The 18963-nt window shown below is 39.4% G+C and carries 16 protein-coding genes; 6 read left to right on the top strand and 10 right to left on the bottom strand.

Annotated features, from left to right (window positions below; all coding sequences use genetic code 11):
• The first annotated feature begins 31 nt into the window (after nt 1-31).
• The 5 genes from B9A52_RS03000 (at nt 32) to B9A52_RS02980 (ending at nt 7557) form a co-directional block, all read left to right on the top strand.
• On the top strand, nt 32-1816 hold the full coding sequence (locus B9A52_RS03000; protein ID WP_084118911.1) for an RING finger protein: 1785 nt from the start codon (nt 32-34) through the stop codon (nt 1814-1816).
• Between the two features lie 100 nt (nt 1817-1916).
• The gene (gene uvrA, locus B9A52_RS02995; protein WP_394334870.1) at nt 1917-4763 is read left to right on the top strand and encodes an excinuclease ABC subunit UvrA; all 2847 of its coding nucleotides are present in this window, start codon (nt 1917-1919) and stop codon (nt 4761-4763) included.
• Nucleotides 4764-4856: 93 nt separating this feature from the next.
• Complete coding sequence (locus B9A52_RS02990) at nt 4857-5909, top strand: sensor histidine kinase (protein ID WP_084118909.1); 1053 nt, start codon at nt 4857-4859, stop codon at nt 5907-5909.
• Nucleotides 5910-5922: 13 nt separating this feature from the next.
• The gene (locus B9A52_RS02985; RefSeq protein ID WP_084118908.1) at nt 5923-6657 is read left to right on the top strand and encodes a LytR/AlgR family response regulator transcription factor; all 735 of its coding nucleotides are present in this window, start codon (nt 5923-5925) and stop codon (nt 6655-6657) included.
• Nucleotides 6658-6801: 144 nt separating this feature from the next.
• Nucleotides 6802-7557, top strand: a complete 756-nt coding sequence (locus B9A52_RS02980; RefSeq protein WP_084118907.1) for a LytR/AlgR family response regulator transcription factor — start codon at nt 6802-6804, stop codon at nt 7555-7557.
• A gap of 78 nt (nt 7558-7635) precedes the next feature.
• Here the strand turns inward: B9A52_RS02980 and B9A52_RS02975 are convergent, their stop codons facing one another.
• A complete protein-coding gene (locus B9A52_RS02975; RefSeq protein ID WP_084118906.1) occupies nt 7636-7992 on the bottom strand; it encodes a hypothetical protein in 357 nt (118 codons plus the stop codon).
• Between the two features lie 288 nt (nt 7993-8280).
• Nucleotides 8281-9627 (bottom strand): PhoH family protein, encoded by a 1347-nt coding sequence (locus B9A52_RS02970; RefSeq protein WP_084118905.1) that lies wholly within the window; start codon nt 9625-9627, stop codon nt 8281-8283.
• 151 nt (nt 9628-9778) lie between these two features.
• On the opposite strand from B9A52_RS02970, the gene B9A52_RS02965 reads away from it, so the two are divergent.
• Nucleotides 9779-10912, top strand: coding sequence for a DUF819 family protein (locus B9A52_RS02965; RefSeq protein ID WP_157370048.1), 1134 nt, complete (start codon nt 9779-9781; stop codon nt 10910-10912).
• A 92-nt stretch (nt 10913-11004) separates the two neighbouring features.
• On the opposite strand, the gene B9A52_RS02960 is transcribed toward B9A52_RS02965, so the two are convergent.
• The 8 genes from B9A52_RS02960 to rfbC form a co-directional block, all read right to left on the bottom strand.
• The gene (locus tag B9A52_RS02960; protein WP_084118903.1) at nt 11005-12255 is read right to left on the bottom strand and encodes a pyridoxal-dependent decarboxylase; all 1251 of its coding nucleotides are present in this window, start codon (nt 12253-12255) and stop codon (nt 11005-11007) included.
• A gap of 251 nt (nt 12256-12506) precedes the next feature.
• On the bottom strand, nt 12507-13247 hold the full coding sequence (locus B9A52_RS02955) for a shikimate dehydrogenase family protein (RefSeq protein WP_084118902.1): 741 nt from the start codon (nt 13245-13247) through the stop codon (nt 12507-12509).
• Nucleotides 13244-14179, bottom strand: coding sequence for a DUF368 domain-containing protein (locus B9A52_RS02950; RefSeq protein WP_084118901.1), 936 nt, complete (start codon nt 14177-14179; stop codon nt 13244-13246). Before B9A52_RS02950 ends, B9A52_RS02955 begins: the two co-directional genes overlap by 4 nt.
• 52 nt (nt 14180-14231) lie before the next feature.
• Nucleotides 14232-15002 carry a phosphosulfolactate synthase gene (locus B9A52_RS02945; protein ID WP_084118900.1) on the bottom strand — a complete coding sequence of 257 codons (771 nt, stop codon included), beginning with the start codon at nt 15000-15002 and terminating at the stop codon, nt 14232-14234.
• Nucleotides 15003-15029: 27 nt separating this feature from the next.
• Entirely contained in the window at nt 15030-16451 is a 1422-nt protein-coding gene (locus B9A52_RS02940; RefSeq protein ID WP_084118899.1) for a tetratricopeptide repeat protein, read from the bottom strand.
• Between the two features lie 139 nt (nt 16452-16590).
• The gene (locus B9A52_RS02935) at nt 16591-17559 is read right to left on the bottom strand and encodes an NAD-dependent epimerase/dehydratase family protein (RefSeq protein WP_084118898.1); all 969 of its coding nucleotides are present in this window, start codon (nt 17557-17559) and stop codon (nt 16591-16593) included.
• Nucleotides 17556-18308, bottom strand: a complete 753-nt coding sequence (locus B9A52_RS02930) for a tyrosine-protein phosphatase (RefSeq protein WP_084118897.1) — start codon at nt 18306-18308, stop codon at nt 17556-17558. Before B9A52_RS02930 ends, B9A52_RS02935 begins: the two co-directional genes overlap by 4 nt.
• Nucleotides 18308-18859, bottom strand: a complete 552-nt coding sequence (gene rfbC / locus B9A52_RS02925) for a dTDP-4-dehydrorhamnose 3,5-epimerase (protein WP_084118896.1) — start codon at nt 18857-18859, stop codon at nt 18308-18310. The genes B9A52_RS02930 and rfbC overlap by 1 nt, the downstream gene beginning before the upstream one ends.
• Nucleotides 18860-18963 lie beyond the last annotated feature (104 nt).

Here is an 18963-nt window from a genome sequence, read left to right as displayed (position 1 = left end):
TTCTACAAGATTCTTAGGGTCTTGCATTTCTATGAAAAAATTTTTGATAGGGTTATCAGTTTTAATTGTTCTCGTGGTTTTGGTTATGAGGGGTATACCTTATCTTATCAATCTGTATTTGAATGATAATGCCGATAGGATAGTTACCAATATGATCACCAGAACCAGCGATTTTGGAAATCATGAAGTTAGTTTTGGGGAAATCAAATTGAATTACAATTACTCAGGTACATTTCTTAAAATCAAAAACATTAAAGTCAGTCCTTCGGATTCATTGGATGATAAGACAGTAAAAGTAAATCTTGTAGCAGATCAGATCAATGTGACCGGATTTAAGTGGTTTCCCTTTTTATTCCAAAACACGCTTTCGATAGACTCTGCCCTATTGGATAATATCCATATTATTTCCTCGGGGCCACCCATAGATTCCCTTTTCAATGAGCCCCGAAAACCAAAATCCAAGAAAAACAAAGATTATGATCTGATAGAAGTGGAAAATTTTGAGTTGAAGAACTTTTCTTTTGAAGTTGAAAATAACTTATATGATTCCATCAGAATGTCATTGATCAACATGAACGTTCAACTAAAGACATTCCAACTTACCAAAGAAGACCTGAATGATCCCAAAAGTCTTTTTCATCTCGGTATGGCGTATGGCAGCATTGAAGAAGCGGAGTTTCATTTTGATAAATTCCGGCAATCCATTAAAGTAAAAGACATTGAACTTGATACCCGGCAAAAAAGTATGAATTTTGGTTATCTCGGTCTTCTCAATAAACTGGATAAGTTTGTTTATACCTCTTTGTTCAAGGAAAGGCAAGGTTGGCTTCAGATAGACAATGCTGAATTGCAAATGAGGGGAGTCAATTTTGGCAATTATTTTAGAAATGGGGTCGTCGAAATCGACAGTATTTATGCCAACAATTTCCATTTGGAAGTCTTTACGGATAAAAGAATTCCGGAAGATTTTCAGAAAAGACCTCAAATGATCCATCAAATTTTTAAAAATCTAAAGCAATTTTTCCACGTCGAACACCTTTTGATAGACAACGCCTACATCAAGATTGAAGAAAAACCTGACAATAAATCTCCAAGAACGGGACACATATTTTTCTCTGACCTGAACGCCCATATTACCAATGTGTCCAATTACATAGAAAGAAGGGGAACTAACAGGACAATTTCCATCGAAGCAGCAGCCAAACTGATGGGGGAAGGACCCTTAAATGCAACGATTAAATATGACCTTGAAGACCCTGAAGGAAAGTTTACTTTAAAAGGGACTTTGGGAAGAATGGATATACGCAAACTCAATACCATGATTGAACCTGAAGCTAAAGCCAGTTTAAAATCAGGAACAATAGATAGATTGGATTTTAATATTCTTGCCAATGATTTTGATGGTTCCGGTGAATTGATCATCAGGTATCGCGGGCTCGAAATTGAGCTTTTGAATAGAGATTTTCAGCATGATCAAAATCTGATCAGAAAGGTAGGCTCTTTTCTGGCCAATAAAGTGATCATTAAATCCAATAACCCAAAAACCAACGGAGAGCTTGTAAAAGGAAATGTTTATTTTATCCGTATTCCGAATAAGTCCATGTTCAATTATTGGTGGCAATTGATTTTCTCGGGTCTTAAATCCACAATTACCGGAGATGATATCGAAGAAATGAGGAAAAAGGAACTGGCAAAAAGAGCTAAAGCCAAGGACTCAAAAGAAGCAGCAACTCCGAAGAAAGATTCTGAGAATAAAAAAAGCATGACTAATAAAGAAAAAAGGCAAGCAAGAAAAGAAAAAAAGGAATCCAATTAATTTTTATAATCCCAAACTTTGTCCCTTGGCAGGAGTTCTAACATTTGGCTGAAGATGGGAATACCCGCCATAAATTTGTACTTTTGCAAGCTGAAATGAAATGCTAAAATCCTCCATGTCCGACCTGATTGTTGAGAAAAAAGAAGAGTTGATTGAGATATACGGTGCACGTGAACATAATCTCAAAAATATTGATATCAATATCCCCAGAAATAAGCTGGTTGTCATCACTGGCCTGAGCGGAAGCGGAAAGAGTTCTTTGGCTTTTGATACCATTTATGCCGAAGGCCAAAGAAGGTATATGGAAAGTTTTTCTGCCTATGCAAGGTCATTTTTAGGAGGGATGGAGAGACCTGATGTGGACAAAATCAATGGACTGTCTCCTGTAATTTCCATAGAACAAAAAACAACTTCTAAAAATCCAAGGTCCACAGTTGGGACTGTGACTGAAATATATGACTTTATGAGACTGCTCTTTGCCCGGGCAGGGGAAGCATATTCTTATCTTTCCGGCAAAAAAATGATCCGGCAGACCGAAGATCAGATTGTGGAGCAGTTGTTTGAAAACTTTGGCGGAAAGAAACTTTATATCCTGGCACCGATTGTCAAGGGCAGAAAGGGGCACTACAGAGAGCTTTTTGAGCAAATCCGAAAGATGGGATTTTCCAAAGTAAGAATCGACGGAGTAGTAATGGATGTGCAGCCAAAGATGCAGGTTGATAGGTATAAAATCCATGACATTGAAATTGTAGTGGACAGGATTGTGGCAGACGAGGAGGATAGATTTAGGATTACCCAATCCTTGAAAACTGCCCTTCAACATGGAAAAGGGATCATTATGCTCCGTGATGAAGAGGGGAATATCCATCATTTTTCCAAATATCTGATGGACCCGACTACCGGTTTGTCCTATGATGAACCCGCGCCCAATACATTTTCATTTAATAGTCCTTATGGGGCCTGTCCTACTTGTAATGGTTTGGGCGTTATCGATGAAATCACGATTGAAAACATCATTCCCGATCCAAGCCTGAGTATCACACGTGGCGGAATAGCCCCATTGGGGGAATATAGGGATGTTTGGATTTTCAAAAAAGTTGAAGCCATAGTCAAACATTACAAATGCAGCATTTCTACGCCAATAGAAAAACTTCCAAAAGAGCTGATTGATATTTTGCTTTATGGCGATAAAGTTGAAGTAGCTGTGGATTCGGTCAAATATCCCGGCACCAAATGGCATACAACCTTTGAAGGGATTGTTAATTTTCTGCAGAAACAACAGGAAGGTGGCACGGAGAAAATTCAGGATTGGGTCAATGAATTCACTACATCCAAAACCTGTCCGGATTGTAATGGCTACAGGTTGAAAAAAGAAGCCCTGCATATCAAGATAGATGAAAAGCACATCGGGGAATTGGCCATGATGGACATTGTCAGTTTGGGGGAATGGTTCGAAGGCCTGGAAGAAAGAATGTCTGAAAGACAACAGATTATCGGGAAGGAAGTACTCAAAGAAATCAGAAAGCGTATTGGATTTCTTCTGGATATCGGTTTGGATTATCTTTCACTGAACAGACCACTGAGAACACTTTCAGGAGGAGAGGCCCAAAGGATCAGACTGGCCACTCAGATTGGAACCCAATTGGTGGGTGTTTTATATATTTTGGATGAACCAAGCATAGGACTTCATCAGAGGGACAATGTGAAATTGATTAAAGCCCTTCAGGATTTGAGGGATCTGGGAAATTCGGTCATTGTCGTTGAGCATGACAAGGACATGATGCTTCAGGCGGATTTTGTAGTGGATATTGGGCCGGGTGCAGGCAGACATGGAGGTCAAATAGTCGCTGCGGGGAATCCCACTGAATTTTTGAAGCAAAAAAGTATCACAGCCCAATACCTTTCGGGAAAGTTAAAAATTGAAGTGCCCCAAAAAAGAAGAAAAGGCTCGGGCAAGTTTTTGGAACTGAAAGGTGCCAGCGGAAACAACCTGAAAAGTGTCAATCTCAAATTACCCTTAGGGACAATGATATGTGTCACCGGAGTGTCTGGAAGTGGCAAAAGTTCCTTGATTCATGATACCTTATTCCCCTTATTGAACCAACATTTTTACAACTCCAAAAGGGAACCTTTGGCCTATGAGAAAATCAACGGCTTGGAACATTTGGATAAAGTGATAGAAGTGGATCAATCCCCGATTGGCAGGACCCCAAGATCCAACCCTGCTACCTATACCGGAGTGTTTTCTGATATCAGAACCCTGTTTACTGAGCTGCCCGAATCCAAAATCAGGGGATACAAGCCGGGAAGATTTAGCTTCAATGTCAAAGGGGGGAGGTGCGAGGATTGCGAGGGTGCGGGAATGAAACTGATCGAAATGGATTTCCTCCCAGATGTACATATACCATGCGAAACCTGTAAAGGAAAAAGATATAACAGGGAGACCTTGGAAGTGAGGTTCAAAGGAAAATCCATATCTGATGTGTTGGATATGACAGTCGAGCAGGCGGTAAATTTCTTTGAAAATCAACCCAAGATATTGAGGAGAATAAAGACACTGAATGATGTGGGGTTGGGATATATCACTTTAGGTCAACATGCCACAACATTATCAGGAGGGGAAGCCCAAAGGGTGAAATTAGCCACTGAGCTTTCCAAAAAAGACACCGGTAAAACCTTTTATATTTTGGATGAACCTACTACAGGGCTACATTTCCAGGATATTGAGCATTTATTGGAGGTGCTGAACCGCCTGGTGGAAAAGGGAAATACCGTACTGATTATTGAGCATAACCTTGATGTAATCAAAGTGGCAGATTATATCATAGATCTTGGTCCTGAAGGTGGCGAAAAGGGTGGGCAGATAGTAGTAGAAGGAAAACCGGAAGTAGTGGCAAACCATCCCAAGAGTTATACAGCTAAATTTCTGAGAGAGGAATTGAATTGACAAAAGCATTTTACCTACCAAATCCAGTATTGCGCCCTTCTTTAAAAATTTAGCCATTCCTTATGATGGCTTGTCTATATTTGGCCTGCTGGCATGAACAAGACGAGACTATATTGGTTTTTACAGATTTTTGGTTGGTTGGGCTTTGCTTTGATCAACTTGTTTTTTGTATCCCTTGATCGGGGGATTACCCCGGTTCAATTGGGGGCTTTTTTTTCACTGGCCTCTTTTTACCTTATTTCCACCCATTCGCTGAGGTTTGTAATCAAAAAATATGGGTGGTTTAATTTAAGTTTTGTTCAGTTGCTGCCCAATACGCTCATTGCAGTTACTGTACTCAGTGCATTGAATACATCAGCCCAGATTTTGATTAACCTGGCCTTTGACACTTTGGACCCGGAGCAGGATTTCAGGTTGGTGGTTTTAGCAGGAAATGTATTCGTGAGTTTCCTGTTTTATTCTTTATGGGTAATGTTGTATTTTCTTTTTCACTTTTTGGACAACTACAATCAGTCATTGAAGTATCAGGCAAAAATCAATGAGATCCAGTTGAATCACCTCAAAAGTCAGCTCAATCCACATTTTATTTTCAATGCTTTGAACAGCGTAAGGGCCTTGGTTGATGAAGACCCCATAAAAGCCAAACAGGCAATCACCCAACTTTCCAATATCTTGAGATTTTCATTGATGATGGATAAAAAAAGGACAATAGATTTCGAAAATGAGATCAATACTGTCAAGGATTATTTAAATTTGGAATCTATCAGATTTGAAGAACGGCTTCAGGTCAAATATGAGATAGAACCTGCCGCCTATGATTATAAGGTACCTCCGATGATGCTTCAGACTATTGTCGAAAATGCCATCAAACACGGAATCTCCAACAGGGTAAAAGGAGGTCTTATCGAAATCAAATGCAAAGAAGGAATCACTGATCATCTGATCATTCAGGTCAAAAACAGCGGTCAGTTAAAAAGTCAGGCATTCAGCAAAAAGAAAGAGCGGGAAGGGCATGGGATCAACAATACCATTCAAAGGTTGAAATTGATCTATGGAGATCGGGCCACTTTCAAAATTTATAATGCAGATTATGAATTTGTAGTAACAGAAATCAAAATTCCAAAACAAAACCTTACATTAGGTTAAAAATTCAACTAAAATGAGAGCACTAGTAATTGATGATGAAAGACTGGCGAGAAAAGAGCTAATCAATTTATTATCCCAATATGATCAGGTGGAAATCGTGGGCGAAGCCAATAATGTGGATGATGCCAAAGAGAAAATTGAAGCTTTATCCCCCGACGTGGTTTTTCTTGATATTCAGATGCCGGAGAAAACAGGATTCGATTTATTGGAGGAGTTGGACAATGTACCGCATGTGATATTCACTACAGCCTACGATGAATATGCCCTGAAGGCTTTTCAGGTCAATGCACTTGATTACCTCTTAAAACCCATTGAGCCCAAGCGATTGAATGAAGCCATAGAGCGACTTTTCAAGAAACTCAACGAAGGTCCCGACAGATCGGAGGATGACGGTTCGTTCTCTTCCAAAAAGCTGACTTTAGATGATCAGGTTTTTGTCAAAGATGGGGACCGCTGTTGGTTTGTGAAATTGTCCAACGTAAGACTTTTTGAATCAGATGGAAATTATATCAAAGTGTATTTTGACAACAACAAACCCATGATTCATAAATCACTCAATGCGTTGGATGAAAGATTGGATGAAAAATCATTTTTCAGAGCAAGCAGAAAACATATTATTAATTTAAGTTGGGTTGAGGCCATTGAGCCTTGGTTCAACGGGGGTCTTGTAGTGACGCTGAAAGGTGGCGACAGAATAGAAGTCAGTAGAAGACAAGCAGCTAGGTTTAAGGATATGATGAGCCTTTAATTCCCAAAATTGTGATAAATTCAGAAATTTGAAATAAATATTGATTCTGAAAACTAAAATTTGTAAATAGAGCTTATAAATTCTTTTACTTATATAAAAATCTATTTAACATTTATTATAACGTATTATTTCCCATAAAACATTATGAAAGAGGAAAGGATCCTGATCGTTGAAGATGACGTTAATATTGCAGAGAACATTGAGGAAATTTTAGAACTTTTAGGTTATGTCAATATTGATATTGCCAATTCAGCCAATCAGGCCATTAAGGTGGTCAAGAAATACAGGCCTGATTTGGTTTTTATGGATATCAAACTTAAAGGCGATAAAGATGGCATTGAACTGGGAGAAATTATCAAGCAAATGGTAGATGCTCCTTTGGTTTATGTAACCTCCTACAGTGATCCAACAATCATCGAAAGAGCCAAAAGAATCAACCCTGCAGGTTTTATTGTAAAGCCATTCAATACCAATGATATTCATGCCATTGTTGAAATTGTTCTTTATAACAAAAGAACCAAACCCGCACCTGAAACAGCAGTCGTAAGGTCCAAGGATGAAAGTCCTTATCTTGTTGTGGATGCTGTATTCATCAAAGCGGACAATGCTTATGAAAGAGTTCCATATGAAGAAATCTATTATGTAGAGGCCAATGGAAATATGGTTACGATCTTTACCAAAAGCAGGAATTTCACCATCAGAAAGTCTATGAAGGATATGGAAGAAAAACTCCCGTCCCATCTTTTTCTGAGAGTTCAAAAATCATTTATTGTCCAATTGGGACAAATTGAAAGTTTCAATACCAAGGACATTACCCTGAGAACAGGTTCGGTGGTACAGGTGGGAAGACAGTATTACAACAGCTTCCTGGCTAAATTGAATACGATCACTGAAAGTTGATCAATCAAATTATAGAAAAAAAAAGGTGGGTATTCCCACCTTTTTTTATTTTCAAAAAACCAAACAAGCAACTCTAAGTCATATAAGATAAAATTCGTGCTTTCCTGAAGCGGTCACAAACTGACACTTTTTCAATGTAACCTCGAATTTTTTCTCGATCTCTGCTTTTTCTCCATAAAACTCCGCCACGATTTCTCCATATTTATTGATTAAAGTGATGGTCGGAACTTCTTTGATTTCGGATAAGTCAATTTCTTCCATTTGGATTTCCCTTTCCTGTACTGAATCTAATCTCATTTCGTTTACCATTGAGATTTCCTCGTTGATAGTAGTATCAACCTTCGCCTCTGCACTTGCAGACCACAAGATTGTCAATGCCATTAATAATCCTAAAAAGGCACAAACATTTTTCTGAGTTAAAATAATCGATTTCATTTTCTTATAAATTTTTGTTGAACTTAATTGTCTTACTCTACAGGAGCATTGCTGCAGATATTAACTATATGCCAAAATCCGATCCTAATTTTGTAAATAGCTGTAAATCAATAAGTAGCGTTTAATTTTATTCTGATGAAGTGTACGTTTACGTACAGATGATTATGCTTATCGATACAGTTTTTCTGATCAAGATTTCCAAAAAGAGGTTGCATCAAAATTCCTAAAAAATCAAAAAGCCGATAAAATAGGCAGTATTTTATCGGCTTATAAAAAGTAGTGTTGCAATTAGAGTAAATCGTTGGCTAAGTTGGCCAATTCAGATCTTTCTCCTTTTTCAAGTTTGATGTGGGCATACAAAGGGTGGTCTTTTACCCTGTCTATCAAATAGGAAAGTCCATTGCTTTGGCTGTCCAGGTAGGGGGTATCAATCTGGAAAATATCACCTGTAAAGATGATTTTGGTATTTTCCCCGGCACGGCTGATAATGGTCTTGATTTCATGGGGAGTAAGATTTTGCGCCTCATCCACAATGAAGAAAATGTTTGAAAGAGACCGGCCTCTGATATAGGCTAGGGGCTGAATCACCAATTTCTCCTGATTGATCATTTCGGTGATCTTCTGATATTCCTTGTCTGATTCTTTGAACTGATTCTGAATGAATTTCAGATTATCCCAAAGTGGTTCCATATAGGGATTCAATTTGGATTTGATATCACCAGGGAGATATCCTATGTCCTTGTTGCTGAGCGGAACAATAGGCCTAGCCAGAAAAACCTGTTTAAAATCCCTTCTTTGCTCCAAAGCACCTGCTAATGCCAAGAGAGTTTTACCTGTACCTGCCACCCCCTGAATGGAAACCAATTTGATCCGTGGATTTAAAATGGCATGAAGGGCAAAAGTCTGTTCGGCGTTTTTTGGTTTGATATTGTAAGCCAAAGCCTTGTCCACCCTTTCCATGGTATTGTCCTCCGAATTGAAATAGGCCAAAACTGAATTTTTGTCACTTTTCAGTATGTAGAATGCATTGGCTTTTCTCTTTCTTGTTCCCAAGACCAGCTTAGCTTCTACAGAATGGTTTTCGTAGAGATTGTTGATGACATGCTGATCAATGCCGTCCAGATAATACTTGCCGGTGTTTTCGAGTTCAGTGATGTTTTTGATTTTTCCGGTTTCGTAATCCTCCGCATGTATTTCCAGGGATTTGGCTTTGAGCCTCAGATTGATGTCCTTACTGACTAGAATTACCTTTCGATTTTTCTCTTTTTGCTGTAGGTGGAGGGCGGCATTCAGGATCTTATGGTCATTTTTTTCTTCTCCGAAAACCAGGTTGGCATTAATGGAATTATCAGGATTCATCAAGACCTTGAAAAAACCTTTAGTCTTTCCATTCAAGGGGGTCCAGTTGTGAATCATGTTGTCCTTGGACAATTTATCCAACAAACGGATAAACTCCCTGGCTTCAAAATTCTTGGTATCGTTGCCCTTTTTAAACTGATCGAGCTCTTCCAATACCGTAATCGGGATGACTACATCATGTTCCGCGAAGTTCATGATGGAATTATGTGCATAAAGGATGACTGAGGTATCCAACACAAAAATTTTTCGGTCTTTATCGGATTTAGCTCTTGGCATAGGTTAAAATGTTACTGTGTGATAGTTGGGAATAATATATAAATATTAAAATAAGATTACCATTTTATCAAAAGAAATTAAGTTTATTTAAGAAAAGGAAAATCTTATCGATTTGACTATCAGAATGATAATTTTTTACCTATTTTTCAGGATGCTCTGGAATCAGGATCCTGTATATGTTTCGGCCATGCTTTGTTTGGCCGTATTTTTTGCCAGTTGGCTGAACAGGTTTCGGGGTTGGAAAACAATAGGGACTCCGATTCTCGCCATTCTCATCTGTGCGGTTATTTCCAATTTGGGAATCATCCCTACAGCTACATCAGATCATCCGGTTTATACAGGCGTATTTGTCTATATCGCCCCTTTGGGAATTTTCATTGCGCTGTTGGAGGTAGACCTCAAAAGCCTCAAAAATGCAGGTCTTCCCATCCTACTGATGTTTGGTTTGGGAACAATAGGGACCTTAGTAGGGGTTTTTGTTGCCTGGTTTTTGGTAAATCCTGCCGCAGAAATCGGTCCGTTGGCACATGCTGTGGCGGGAATGTTTACCGGGACATATATCGGAGGCAGTATCAATTTCAATGCCGTGGCTTTGCATTACCAGGTCAATGAAAGCGGGGTTTTGTTTGCAGCTACTACGGTGGTTGACAATCTTCTAGGCACACCATGGATCATTGCCACCCTGATTTTGCCCAAATACCTGCAGCGGTATTTTCCAAGAAAAAAACTTGATTCTGCCAAATCTGCCGCTAAGGTCAAAAGCCAGGAAAATATCTCCATTTTTTCGCTTTCCCTGATCTTGGGTATGGGTTTGCTGGGAATGGGTATTTCCAAATTGACAGCCTACTATTTCCCCCAAGTCCCGGAAATCATTACTTTAACTACCATAGCCCTGCTTATGGCTCAATTCAATTTTGTCAAGCGCTTGCAGGGAAAACATACTTTGGGGTTCTTTTTTATTTTGATATTTCTGGCCGTCATTGGAACACTTTGTGATCTGACTGCTCTATCTGGCATAGGCAGCCTTGCAGGTACCTTGATGCTTTTTGTTTTTGTTATCATCATGGTTCATGGCATGGTGATCTTCGGTCTAGGGGCAGCATTTAAAATGGATTGGGATGTGATTGCCGTAGCTTCTCAGGCCAATGTGGGCGGAAATACCACTGCCCTAGCCGCTGCCGAAAGCCTCAACCGGCCGGACCTCCTGATACCGGGAGTATTGGTCGGTAGTTTGGGAAATGCCTTGGGGACCTATTTGGGTTTTATGGTGGCGGGGATGGTGTGAGGCGAAGCGATCGAATTGCAAATTCAATGAAATAGATAGGCGTAGCTGTAAACAACGCCTAGTACCCACTCGATTCTTAGCCCACCTCCAAATCACATCCTCCCCCTTACTTCCCCCTCCAATTCCATCAAAAACCTGTCAATGGTTCCGGGCTTGACATGGGGCATCACCACGATTTTATACCATTTGGCATCTTGTTCATAGCTGTCTGCGACCAAATAGTATTTATGGGCCAATTCCTTGGACATATACTTTGCCTTGATGGCGATGATATTGAGATAGGGATTTCGGAAATATTCCACGCCCATCTTTTCCAGTTTTTTGCAGATTCTTTCTGTTTGGTCGCAGAGCATTTCCATTCTATATTTCCAGCCTTCTGAACCATGGATCTGCAAAATCATCCACATCGAAATGGCATTTGCCCCGGAACGACTTCCGCTGACCGTATAATCCTTACCGGGAATATATTGTGCTTCTTCGGTTTTGACGTAGTCGAAATAGCCTTTTCTGATCAGGAAAAGTCCGGTTCCATAAGGTGTCTGAAGCATTTTATGACCATCGGCTGTGATGGAATTCAGATAGGGGTTTTGGAAGGTAAATCGGCTGACCGGATTGGTAAATGGGTAAATAAATCCACCATAAGCTGCATCTACATGGATTTTGAATGGAGCATTGATATTGGTGAAATAATCCCCCAACATGTCAATATCATCCACCGAACCAAACATCGTTGTGCTCAGGTTGGCAATTACTATAAAGTATTTGATGCCATCCTTTAAGGCGGAATTTACTTTGCTTTCAAGTGACTCCTTAGTGATTTCCCTGGTTTCGGGATCGACATCCAGAATGATATTGGTCAGGTTGAGGAGGTTTGCCCCTTTGGGCATAGAGTAATGGGAATCTTGGGAATATACCAATCCAATTTCCCCGATTCTGGCACCATATTCTTTTTGGAAGAAATTTCGGTAAATCCACATGGCCTGAATATTGGCTTCGGTTCCACCTGTGGCGACATAACCATCCTGTTGGTTGCTGTCTCCATTGAAAATCTCCTCAGCCACCAATTTGATGAGGTCTTTTTCAATCTGCTGGGTTCCTTTGAAAACCTCAAGAACCGATTTGTCGCTGAGGGTATGTACTCCGATATGATTGGGGTTTCTGACCATGGCAGACATAAAAGGCGCATCCTTGAGAAAGGGTGCATCCGGGTAAAATTCCATGGTGTCCAAATAAGTTCCCGGAACTCCTAAAATGGGATGATCACCTCTATAATCAAGGTTTTGTTCCAATGCTTTGAATATGGATTCTTTAAGTTGTTCGTGTGTTTGTTTTTTCCAGTACATGATGAAGGGGTATTTTTAACCGCAATGATGCCATTTATCCGATTTCCTTTGAAAGACCGATGACGGAAGACGGGAGGCCGGAGACAGAAGAAGCCGGGAATTGATATTTAACCAGCTCGATAGTCATTTTACCAAATTTGATGGTAACAAAGAGGATTTGTGAATAGTAAATACTAAATGTGAAATTATTTGTAGAAGCGGTCTTTCCAGAAATGATTTTTCTTGGATCAGATAGCTATACAAATTAGAAATCAGTTCCAGATTCTCCAAGCAGCTTCGGCCTGAAGTTGGAGCATTTCCAATCCATTTTTCACTACTGCGCCACGGGCTTCTAGTGAGCGCATCAAAAAAGTCTTTTCAGGATTATAGACCAAGTCGTACACTTTGTGCATGCTGGAAATATATTCAGGATTGATGGCAGGCATTTCTTCTGTTTTGGGAAAAGTGCCCAGTGGGGTGGTATTGATGATCAGATGATTCCGGTCCAAAACAGATTTGCTTTTGGCAAGATCCTCATAAGAAATTATTCCTGGATCCTCACCAGGATTTCGGGAAACCATCAGGTAAGAAATTCCCAAATCCTTCAGAGCTTTGACCACGGCTTTGGAAGCCCCGCCCGTCCCCAAAACCAATGCATACGGCTTTTCACCTTTCAACCAATTATTTAAAGATTCTTTGAATCCTATATAGTCGGTATTGTAACCCATGAGTTTGCCATCCTTGATTTGGATACAATTCACTGCGCCGATTTCTTCACAGGCAGGATCAATACTGTCCAAATAGGGAATTACTTTTTCCTTGTAAGGGATGGTCACATTCAGACCTTCAAGTTCGGGATTTTGCCGGATGATTGCGGGTAAAAGGGAGATATCCTCAATTTCATAGAGATCATATTGACAGTTCTTTATCCCCTCGGTTTCGAATTTTGCAGTAAAATACTTCTTCGAAAAAGAATGGCCCAAAGGATAACCTATCAATCCAAATTTTCTCATTTCCTGTTGATGTAGTAAGCGGTTCTTTCGATACCGAGTACCAAAATTACACCAAATGAAAATGCAAGCAAGGCAAATAGAAATAAAGATTCCTGACCTGTTACCTCAAGATAATTTTGGGGAAGAATGTTTTCAGTGACAAAAGGTTTTTGCACTCCCTTAGAGGACATGCGATAGGAGATCACTTCTTTCCAGGGCCATAGTTTATTGATAGATCCAAGCATAAACCCGGACAATAATCCAATGGTGAGCGCATGGTGTTTTTTCAATAGCCAGGAAATCAATCGGCTGAAGGATAATAATCCAACAATACAGCCAAGCGCAAACAAGCCTAAAACCGGAATATTTTTATCGGAAACAGCTGCCAGAATCCGTTCATATTGACCCAGTATCAATAACAAAAAACTGCCTGAAATACCTGGTAAAATCATGGCACAAATAGCAATTGCACCGGCCACAAATGTAAACCACAATGCATCCGGAGAACCTATAGGTGGCAAGCCAGTGATATAAAAAGCACTTATTGTTCCAATGACAATGGCCAATACCACCCCAATAGTCCAATTCTTAATATCCCTTAGGATAATGATTGCTGAAATAATGATTAATCCACTGAAAAATGACCACAATGGAATGGGATGAAATTCCATGAGATAAGTAATTAATGTTGAAAGAGTAAAAATGCTCGTAAGAATTCCAACCAAAAGCGTAAGTAAAAAATTACCATTAACATGGGCCCAAAGTAATTTAAACTCAAGCCTGAACAAATAGCCTAATGCTTCTCTGTCAATTGATTTGATACTGTCCAAAAGCTTTTCATAAATCCCAGTGATCAAGGCAATAGATCCTCCGGAAACGCCGGGGACTATATCAGCTGCCCCCATAGACATGCCTTTCAGGAAGATCATGATAAAATCTTTAAAATGGTTCATGGGTTGAGATAGAATGGTGAAGTACTACAGCAAAAGGAGCGCAATCAAGGTATTAAAGTTGGTGGTCCCCAAGGAAATGATCAAAAGTATCTCCCCTTAAACCCAATCTGATGGTTTCCAAGGGGATGAGTTCATTTGGAGCGATATTCCCTAAGTTTACATTGGCACCCAAAAGTTTGACAAACCAGACCTGTTGTTCTTTTTGAGGGGCTTCCCAAATGATTTTTTCTTCTGGAATCTTGGTGAGAATCTCTTCCACCAATCCCTGTCTGACTTCTCCGGAGTCTCTGAACAGGCCGACGGTTCCTCCTTCCCTGGCTTCACCGATTACTTTCCAGGAACCTGCCTGGAGTTCAGCCTGCATTTGCTCTATCCACTTATAAGGAGGGATGATTTTTGCAGCATCTTTGGAACCTACTTCCGAAAGTACAGTGACATCCTTGGCAAGGATTTCGATATACTCACATTTTTTATCATGATTCAGGCTGATAGAACCGTCCGAAACTTCGACAAAGGAAAGGTCATATTTTTCAAGAACTCTCCTGTAATCGTCAAACTGACCTCTGATGATAAATGCTTCGAACAAAGTACCTCCAAAATAAACAGGTATCCCTGCGTCTTTGTAAACCTGTATTTTTTGGGCAAGATTTTTGGTCAGATAAGATGTGGCCCAGCCAAACTTCACAATGTCCACAAAATCACTGTTTGCATCGACAAAGTTTTCAACTTCTTTGATACTCAGCCCTTTATCCATGACCATAGTAAATCCAGTAGTACGTGGTTTTTGTGAACGTACAGGTAAGTTCTTAAGAATGTAATTCATTCCGGTAGATTTTCAGGTAATTTGATTTTATGATTCAGATGACTTAGCGCCATCTTTATATTGGGAGATGATTTTGAAAATGGCCTTTTGGTGCTTGATTTCAGGCATAAGTTCATATAACATAACATGTCTTCCAAAGTCCAAAGTTAATGCATTTTCCAAATATGAAAAGGCTTCCTTGTATTTCCCGGTTTTTATCTGATAAACCACCATTCTATAATAAAGCTCTGCTTGGTCAGGAAGTTCTTCAATTCCCTCTTTGACCACGTCTATTGCTTCCTCAAATCTATTCTGATCAAAGTAAATAATGGAAAGATTCACATATGTCTCAATGATTCCGGGTTCGAGGCTGATAGCTTCTTCATAAGCTTCTGAACTTGCCTGAAGATTACCAAGGTTATATTCTGCATCTGCCAAGCCTACCCAATAATTTGGATTTTCGGTGGTAAGTTTGATGGCTTTTCTGAAATAATGAATGGCTTCAAAATATTTTTCTTTTTTCAGCATGCACATTCCCAAACCAAACCAGGCATCATCATATTCAGGGTCCAATTTGGCGGATTTCTTAAAATATTTGAAGGCCATATCAATCTGACCAAGTTTTTCATAAGATGCAGCCAGATAACAGCAATTTTCTGCATTGGCACCTTCACAGTTTATGGTGTTCTGATATGCCTCGAGGGCAAGATCAAACTGCTCGGTATTCATATAGGCATTGCCCAAATTGAAATAAGCGGAGGAAAAAGAATCGTCAATAATCAGGGCATAATCATATGCCTGAATAGCTTCTTCGAATCTTCCCAAACGATTGAAAACTACGCCTAGGTTATACCAAGCTCCAGCACTGTAGGGATCCTGATCGATAAATTCCTGATAAAACTGAAGTATTTCATCAAAAGAACCCTCTTCCTCAGTGATCATTGCCAATTGAAACAAAGCGTCTTCATGATTGATGTGGATTTTAACACATTCTTTGTAATAATGAATTGCTTTTTCATTGTTCTCATCGGCCTTGTGGAGGTTACCGAGAGTATAATATACTTCGGCCTTATCCTCTGCCAAAGGCAAAAAATCTTCCAACAAACTGATGGCTTCTTTGATATTGCCATTGATCATCAAACCCTGGCTGAGGGCCAGAAGTATGTCTTCGTTATTGGGGGAGAGATTGTTGAGGTTTTCCAGAATTTCAAGACCTTCCTCCAATTCATCACTGAAAATCAGACATTGTGCTTTGAAAAGTCTTATTTCAATGCTGAAAGGAAATTTTTCCAAGGCATGTTCCGATGCTTTAAGTGCTTTCAGGAATTTTTGTTGGTCAAAATAAAACCGGATGATGTTTTCTAATTCTTCCTCTTCAAAATATAAATCCAGATTGGATTTCAGTGAGTTTTCAAATCTTTCTACTAACTCTTTATCTTCTTCCCATTCGTTTTCAAAATCTCCAGTCATCAGCTTTCTTTTAATTTCTTACTTAAGATACCAAATTATTGGGAGTACCAAAATCTTACTCAGATTATTTTTTCTTACTTGATTCTTTTTTGGGAATTAGGTATTCCCTTGAATTCATAATAAATCTGCTAACGCAGGATTATTGGCTTTCGTTCGACAAGGCCCATTGGAAAGTCTCTTCAAGAGGGATGTACTTGTAGTCCAAAATTTTCTGGACTTTTTCATTTTGAAGATACAATTCCAACTGTGAAATCATGGCAGTTTGTTTGTTTAATGGATTTTTGGACAGTTTTAGCATTTTTGCAATTCCTACTACAATCAAAGCCATCTTAAGCTGATACCATTGAAGTTTTTTTGTGGGTGGTTTTTTTCCAAAAGCTTTGGCCATTTTTTCAAAAAAATCCTTGTAATATAGTGTCTTATGGTTGAGAATATAACGCTGACCCCACTGCCCTTTTTGATATAATTGGAAGGTGATTTCTACTGCGTCCCTGATATCTATAAAGTTGACGGTGCCTTGGGGGTAGTATTTGTTTTCTTCCAATACATAATGATATATCTGGGTACTGCTTCTTTCATCTGAAATTTTTCCAAGAATCACTGAAGGCATGATGATCAATGCCTGAAGTCCTTCCTGTACGCCTCTCCAAACTTCGAGTTCAGCCCGGTATTTGGAAATGGCATAAGGAGTATTGAATCTTGATGCTGTCCATTTCGAATTTTCATCATAGGACAATGTATCAGCACTTCTCCCCAAGGCGGAAACTGAACTGACATGAATCAGCCGATGTACTCCTTTTTCCAACATTGCATTTACCAGATTGGTCGTCCCGGTGACATTGACCTCCATCAGTTTTTTTTCATCTTTGGGATCGAAAGAAACCATTCCTGCAGCATGGATTACCAAATCCATTTGCTCAAGGGCTGCTCCCAATGAAATCGGTTCAAGTATATCGCCTTCAATCCAATTGATTTTATAAGGACTGTCCTGAAGTAGTTTTTGGGAACTGTTTTCCCGCCTTAAACCATAAATTTCTCCGATTGCGCCAAATTTTTTTGCCAGATAGCTACCAAAAAGTCCTGTTGCACCGGTTATCAAAATCTTCATAGAGAGCTGTTTAAAATTACCATTTCCTGAATTTTATCAAAATATTTGGATTTGGGCAGTGTCTCGAGCATATCCAGATACCTATGGTTGTGGCAGTCCGTTCCGAAGAATCTGATCCGTCCCTCGTCTATCAATGTCTCTGCAAAATTCTTAATTGGTTTGGAATAGAATCCTGTAAGAGATAATAGATTGATTTGGAAATAAATATCCCTGTCCAGCAAATCATGCAATAATTCTTTATCCTGTATGAGGTATTGGTACCTTTCGGGATGTGCCAATACGGGTTTATATCCGTTCATTTCCATATCAAAAAATATTTCCTTCAGCATCAGTGGTTTTGCCATAAATCCCGTTTCGACCAATACCAGATTATCTGCGATAGTCAGTATTTTTTCTTTATTATGGATTTTTTCCATTAGCATTTCATCAATGAAATACTCCGCTGCTGCCTCAATCTCAATGTCTATATTTTCTTCTTTGAGGGCCTCCCGAAGTTTCTCCAACCCAGGTAAAATGGTTCCCGGAGAGTTTTTATAATATTCAGACATCACATGCGGAGTAGTGATCAGCTTTCGTAGACCAAAATTTTTGAGTCTACTGATAAGCTCCAAGGATTCTTCCAATGATTTTGAACCGTCATCTATTCCCGGAATAAGATGAGAATGCATATCTACTTGCATCCAGCTCAGATCAAGATCGCGAATTGGTTTTTCTTTTTTTATGAAATTGAAAATATCTAAAACTCCCATTAAATTCCTCCTTTAGTCATTTGGGTAAATGTGTCAAATGTGGGCAATTCCTGATCTTTTTCAGAAAGAATCGGATTCGCCACCTCCCAGTCTATCGCCAATGTTGGATCATTCCAAATAACGCCGCCTTCACTGGACTTGTTGTAATAATTTGAGCACTTATAGGAAAAAACCGCATCCTCCAGTACCGAAAATCCATGAGCGAATCCACTCGGGATATAAAGCATGTTGTGTTGGACATCATCCAGTACTTTTTTGTAAACTTCTCCATAGGTTACAGAACCCTTGCGAAGATCAACTACTACATCAAGAACCTTGCCTTTAAGTACCCGGACCAATTTGGCCTGAGCAAAAGGTGGTTTTTGGAAATGCAAACCACGAACAGTTCCTGTTTTTGAATAAGATTGGTTTTCCTGAACCCAATTTTCCGCGATACCATATTCAAGCAATACGTTTTGTTTATAAGATTCAAAAAAATATCCCCGGCTATCTTCAAAGACTTTGGGGTAAATTTCAAGAAGACCTTCAATAGGTGTGGTCAAAATCTTCATATGGTTTTTTCGGTGCTAGGTGCAGGTTTTTTATTAAAGCTTTCCTTACGGACATTTCCAAAGTTGATTCCTTTTGTTGGGTAGATTTAAAGCAAATTTGAAAT

Source organism: Aquiflexum balticum DSM 16537 (genome assembly GCF_900176595.1).
GTDB lineage: Bacteria > Bacteroidota > Bacteroidia > Cytophagales > Cyclobacteriaceae > Aquiflexum > Aquiflexum balticum.
The sequence above is the reverse complement of the archived record's forward strand: the minus strand, read 5'-3'. Positions and strand labels throughout refer to the sequence as shown.

What these genes read in the sequence shown, in the direction of transcription:
- B9A52_RS03000 (WP_084118911.1), top strand. Translation starts at nt 32, where the DNA reads ATGAAAAAATTTTTGATAGGGTTATCAGTTTTAATTGTTCTCGTGGTT.
- uvrA (WP_394334870.1), top strand. Translation starts at nt 1,917, where the DNA reads ATGCTAAAATCCTCCATGTCCGACCTGATTGTTGAGAAAAAAGAAGAG.
- B9A52_RS02990 (WP_084118909.1), top strand. Translation starts at nt 4,857, where the DNA reads ATGAACAAGACGAGACTATATTGGTTTTTACAGATTTTTGGTTGGTTG.
- B9A52_RS02985 (WP_084118908.1), top strand. Translation starts at nt 5,923, where the DNA reads ATGAGAGCACTAGTAATTGATGATGAAAGACTGGCGAGAAAAGAGCTA.
- B9A52_RS02980 (WP_084118907.1), top strand. Translation starts at nt 6,802, where the DNA reads ATGAAAGAGGAAAGGATCCTGATCGTTGAAGATGACGTTAATATTGCA.
- B9A52_RS02975 (WP_084118906.1), bottom strand. Translation starts at nt 7,992, where the DNA reads ATGAAATCGATTATTTTAACTCAGAAAAATGTTTGTGCCTTTTTAGGA.
- B9A52_RS02970 (WP_084118905.1), bottom strand. Translation starts at nt 9,627, where the DNA reads ATGCCAAGAGCTAAATCCGATAAAGACCGAAAAATTTTTGTGTTGGAT.
- B9A52_RS02965 (WP_157370048.1), top strand. Translation starts at nt 9,779, where the DNA reads ATGCTCTGGAATCAGGATCCTGTATATGTTTCGGCCATGCTTTGTTTG.
- B9A52_RS02960 (WP_084118903.1), bottom strand. Translation starts at nt 12,255, where the DNA reads ATGTACTGGAAAAAACAAACACACGAACAACTTAAAGAATCCATATTC.
- B9A52_RS02955 (WP_084118902.1), bottom strand. Translation starts at nt 13,247, where the DNA reads ATGAGAAAATTTGGATTGATAGGTTATCCTTTGGGCCATTCTTTTTCG.
- B9A52_RS02950 (WP_084118901.1), bottom strand. Translation starts at nt 14,179, where the DNA reads ATGAACCATTTTAAAGATTTTATCATGATCTTCCTGAAAGGCATGTCT.
- B9A52_RS02945 (WP_084118900.1), bottom strand. Translation starts at nt 15,002, where the DNA reads ATGAATTACATTCTTAAGAACTTACCTGTACGTTCACAAAAACCACGT.
- B9A52_RS02940 (WP_084118899.1), bottom strand. Translation starts at nt 16,451, where the DNA reads ATGACTGGAGATTTTGAAAACGAATGGGAAGAAGATAAAGAGTTAGTA.
- B9A52_RS02935 (WP_084118898.1), bottom strand. Translation starts at nt 17,559, where the DNA reads ATGAAGATTTTGATAACCGGTGCAACAGGACTTTTTGGTAGCTATCTG.
- B9A52_RS02930 (WP_084118897.1), bottom strand. Translation starts at nt 18,308, where the DNA reads ATGGGAGTTTTAGATATTTTCAATTTCATAAAAAAAGAAAAACCAATT.
- rfbC (WP_084118896.1), bottom strand. Translation starts at nt 18,859, where the DNA reads ATGAAGATTTTGACCACACCTATTGAAGGTCTTCTTGAAATTTACCCC.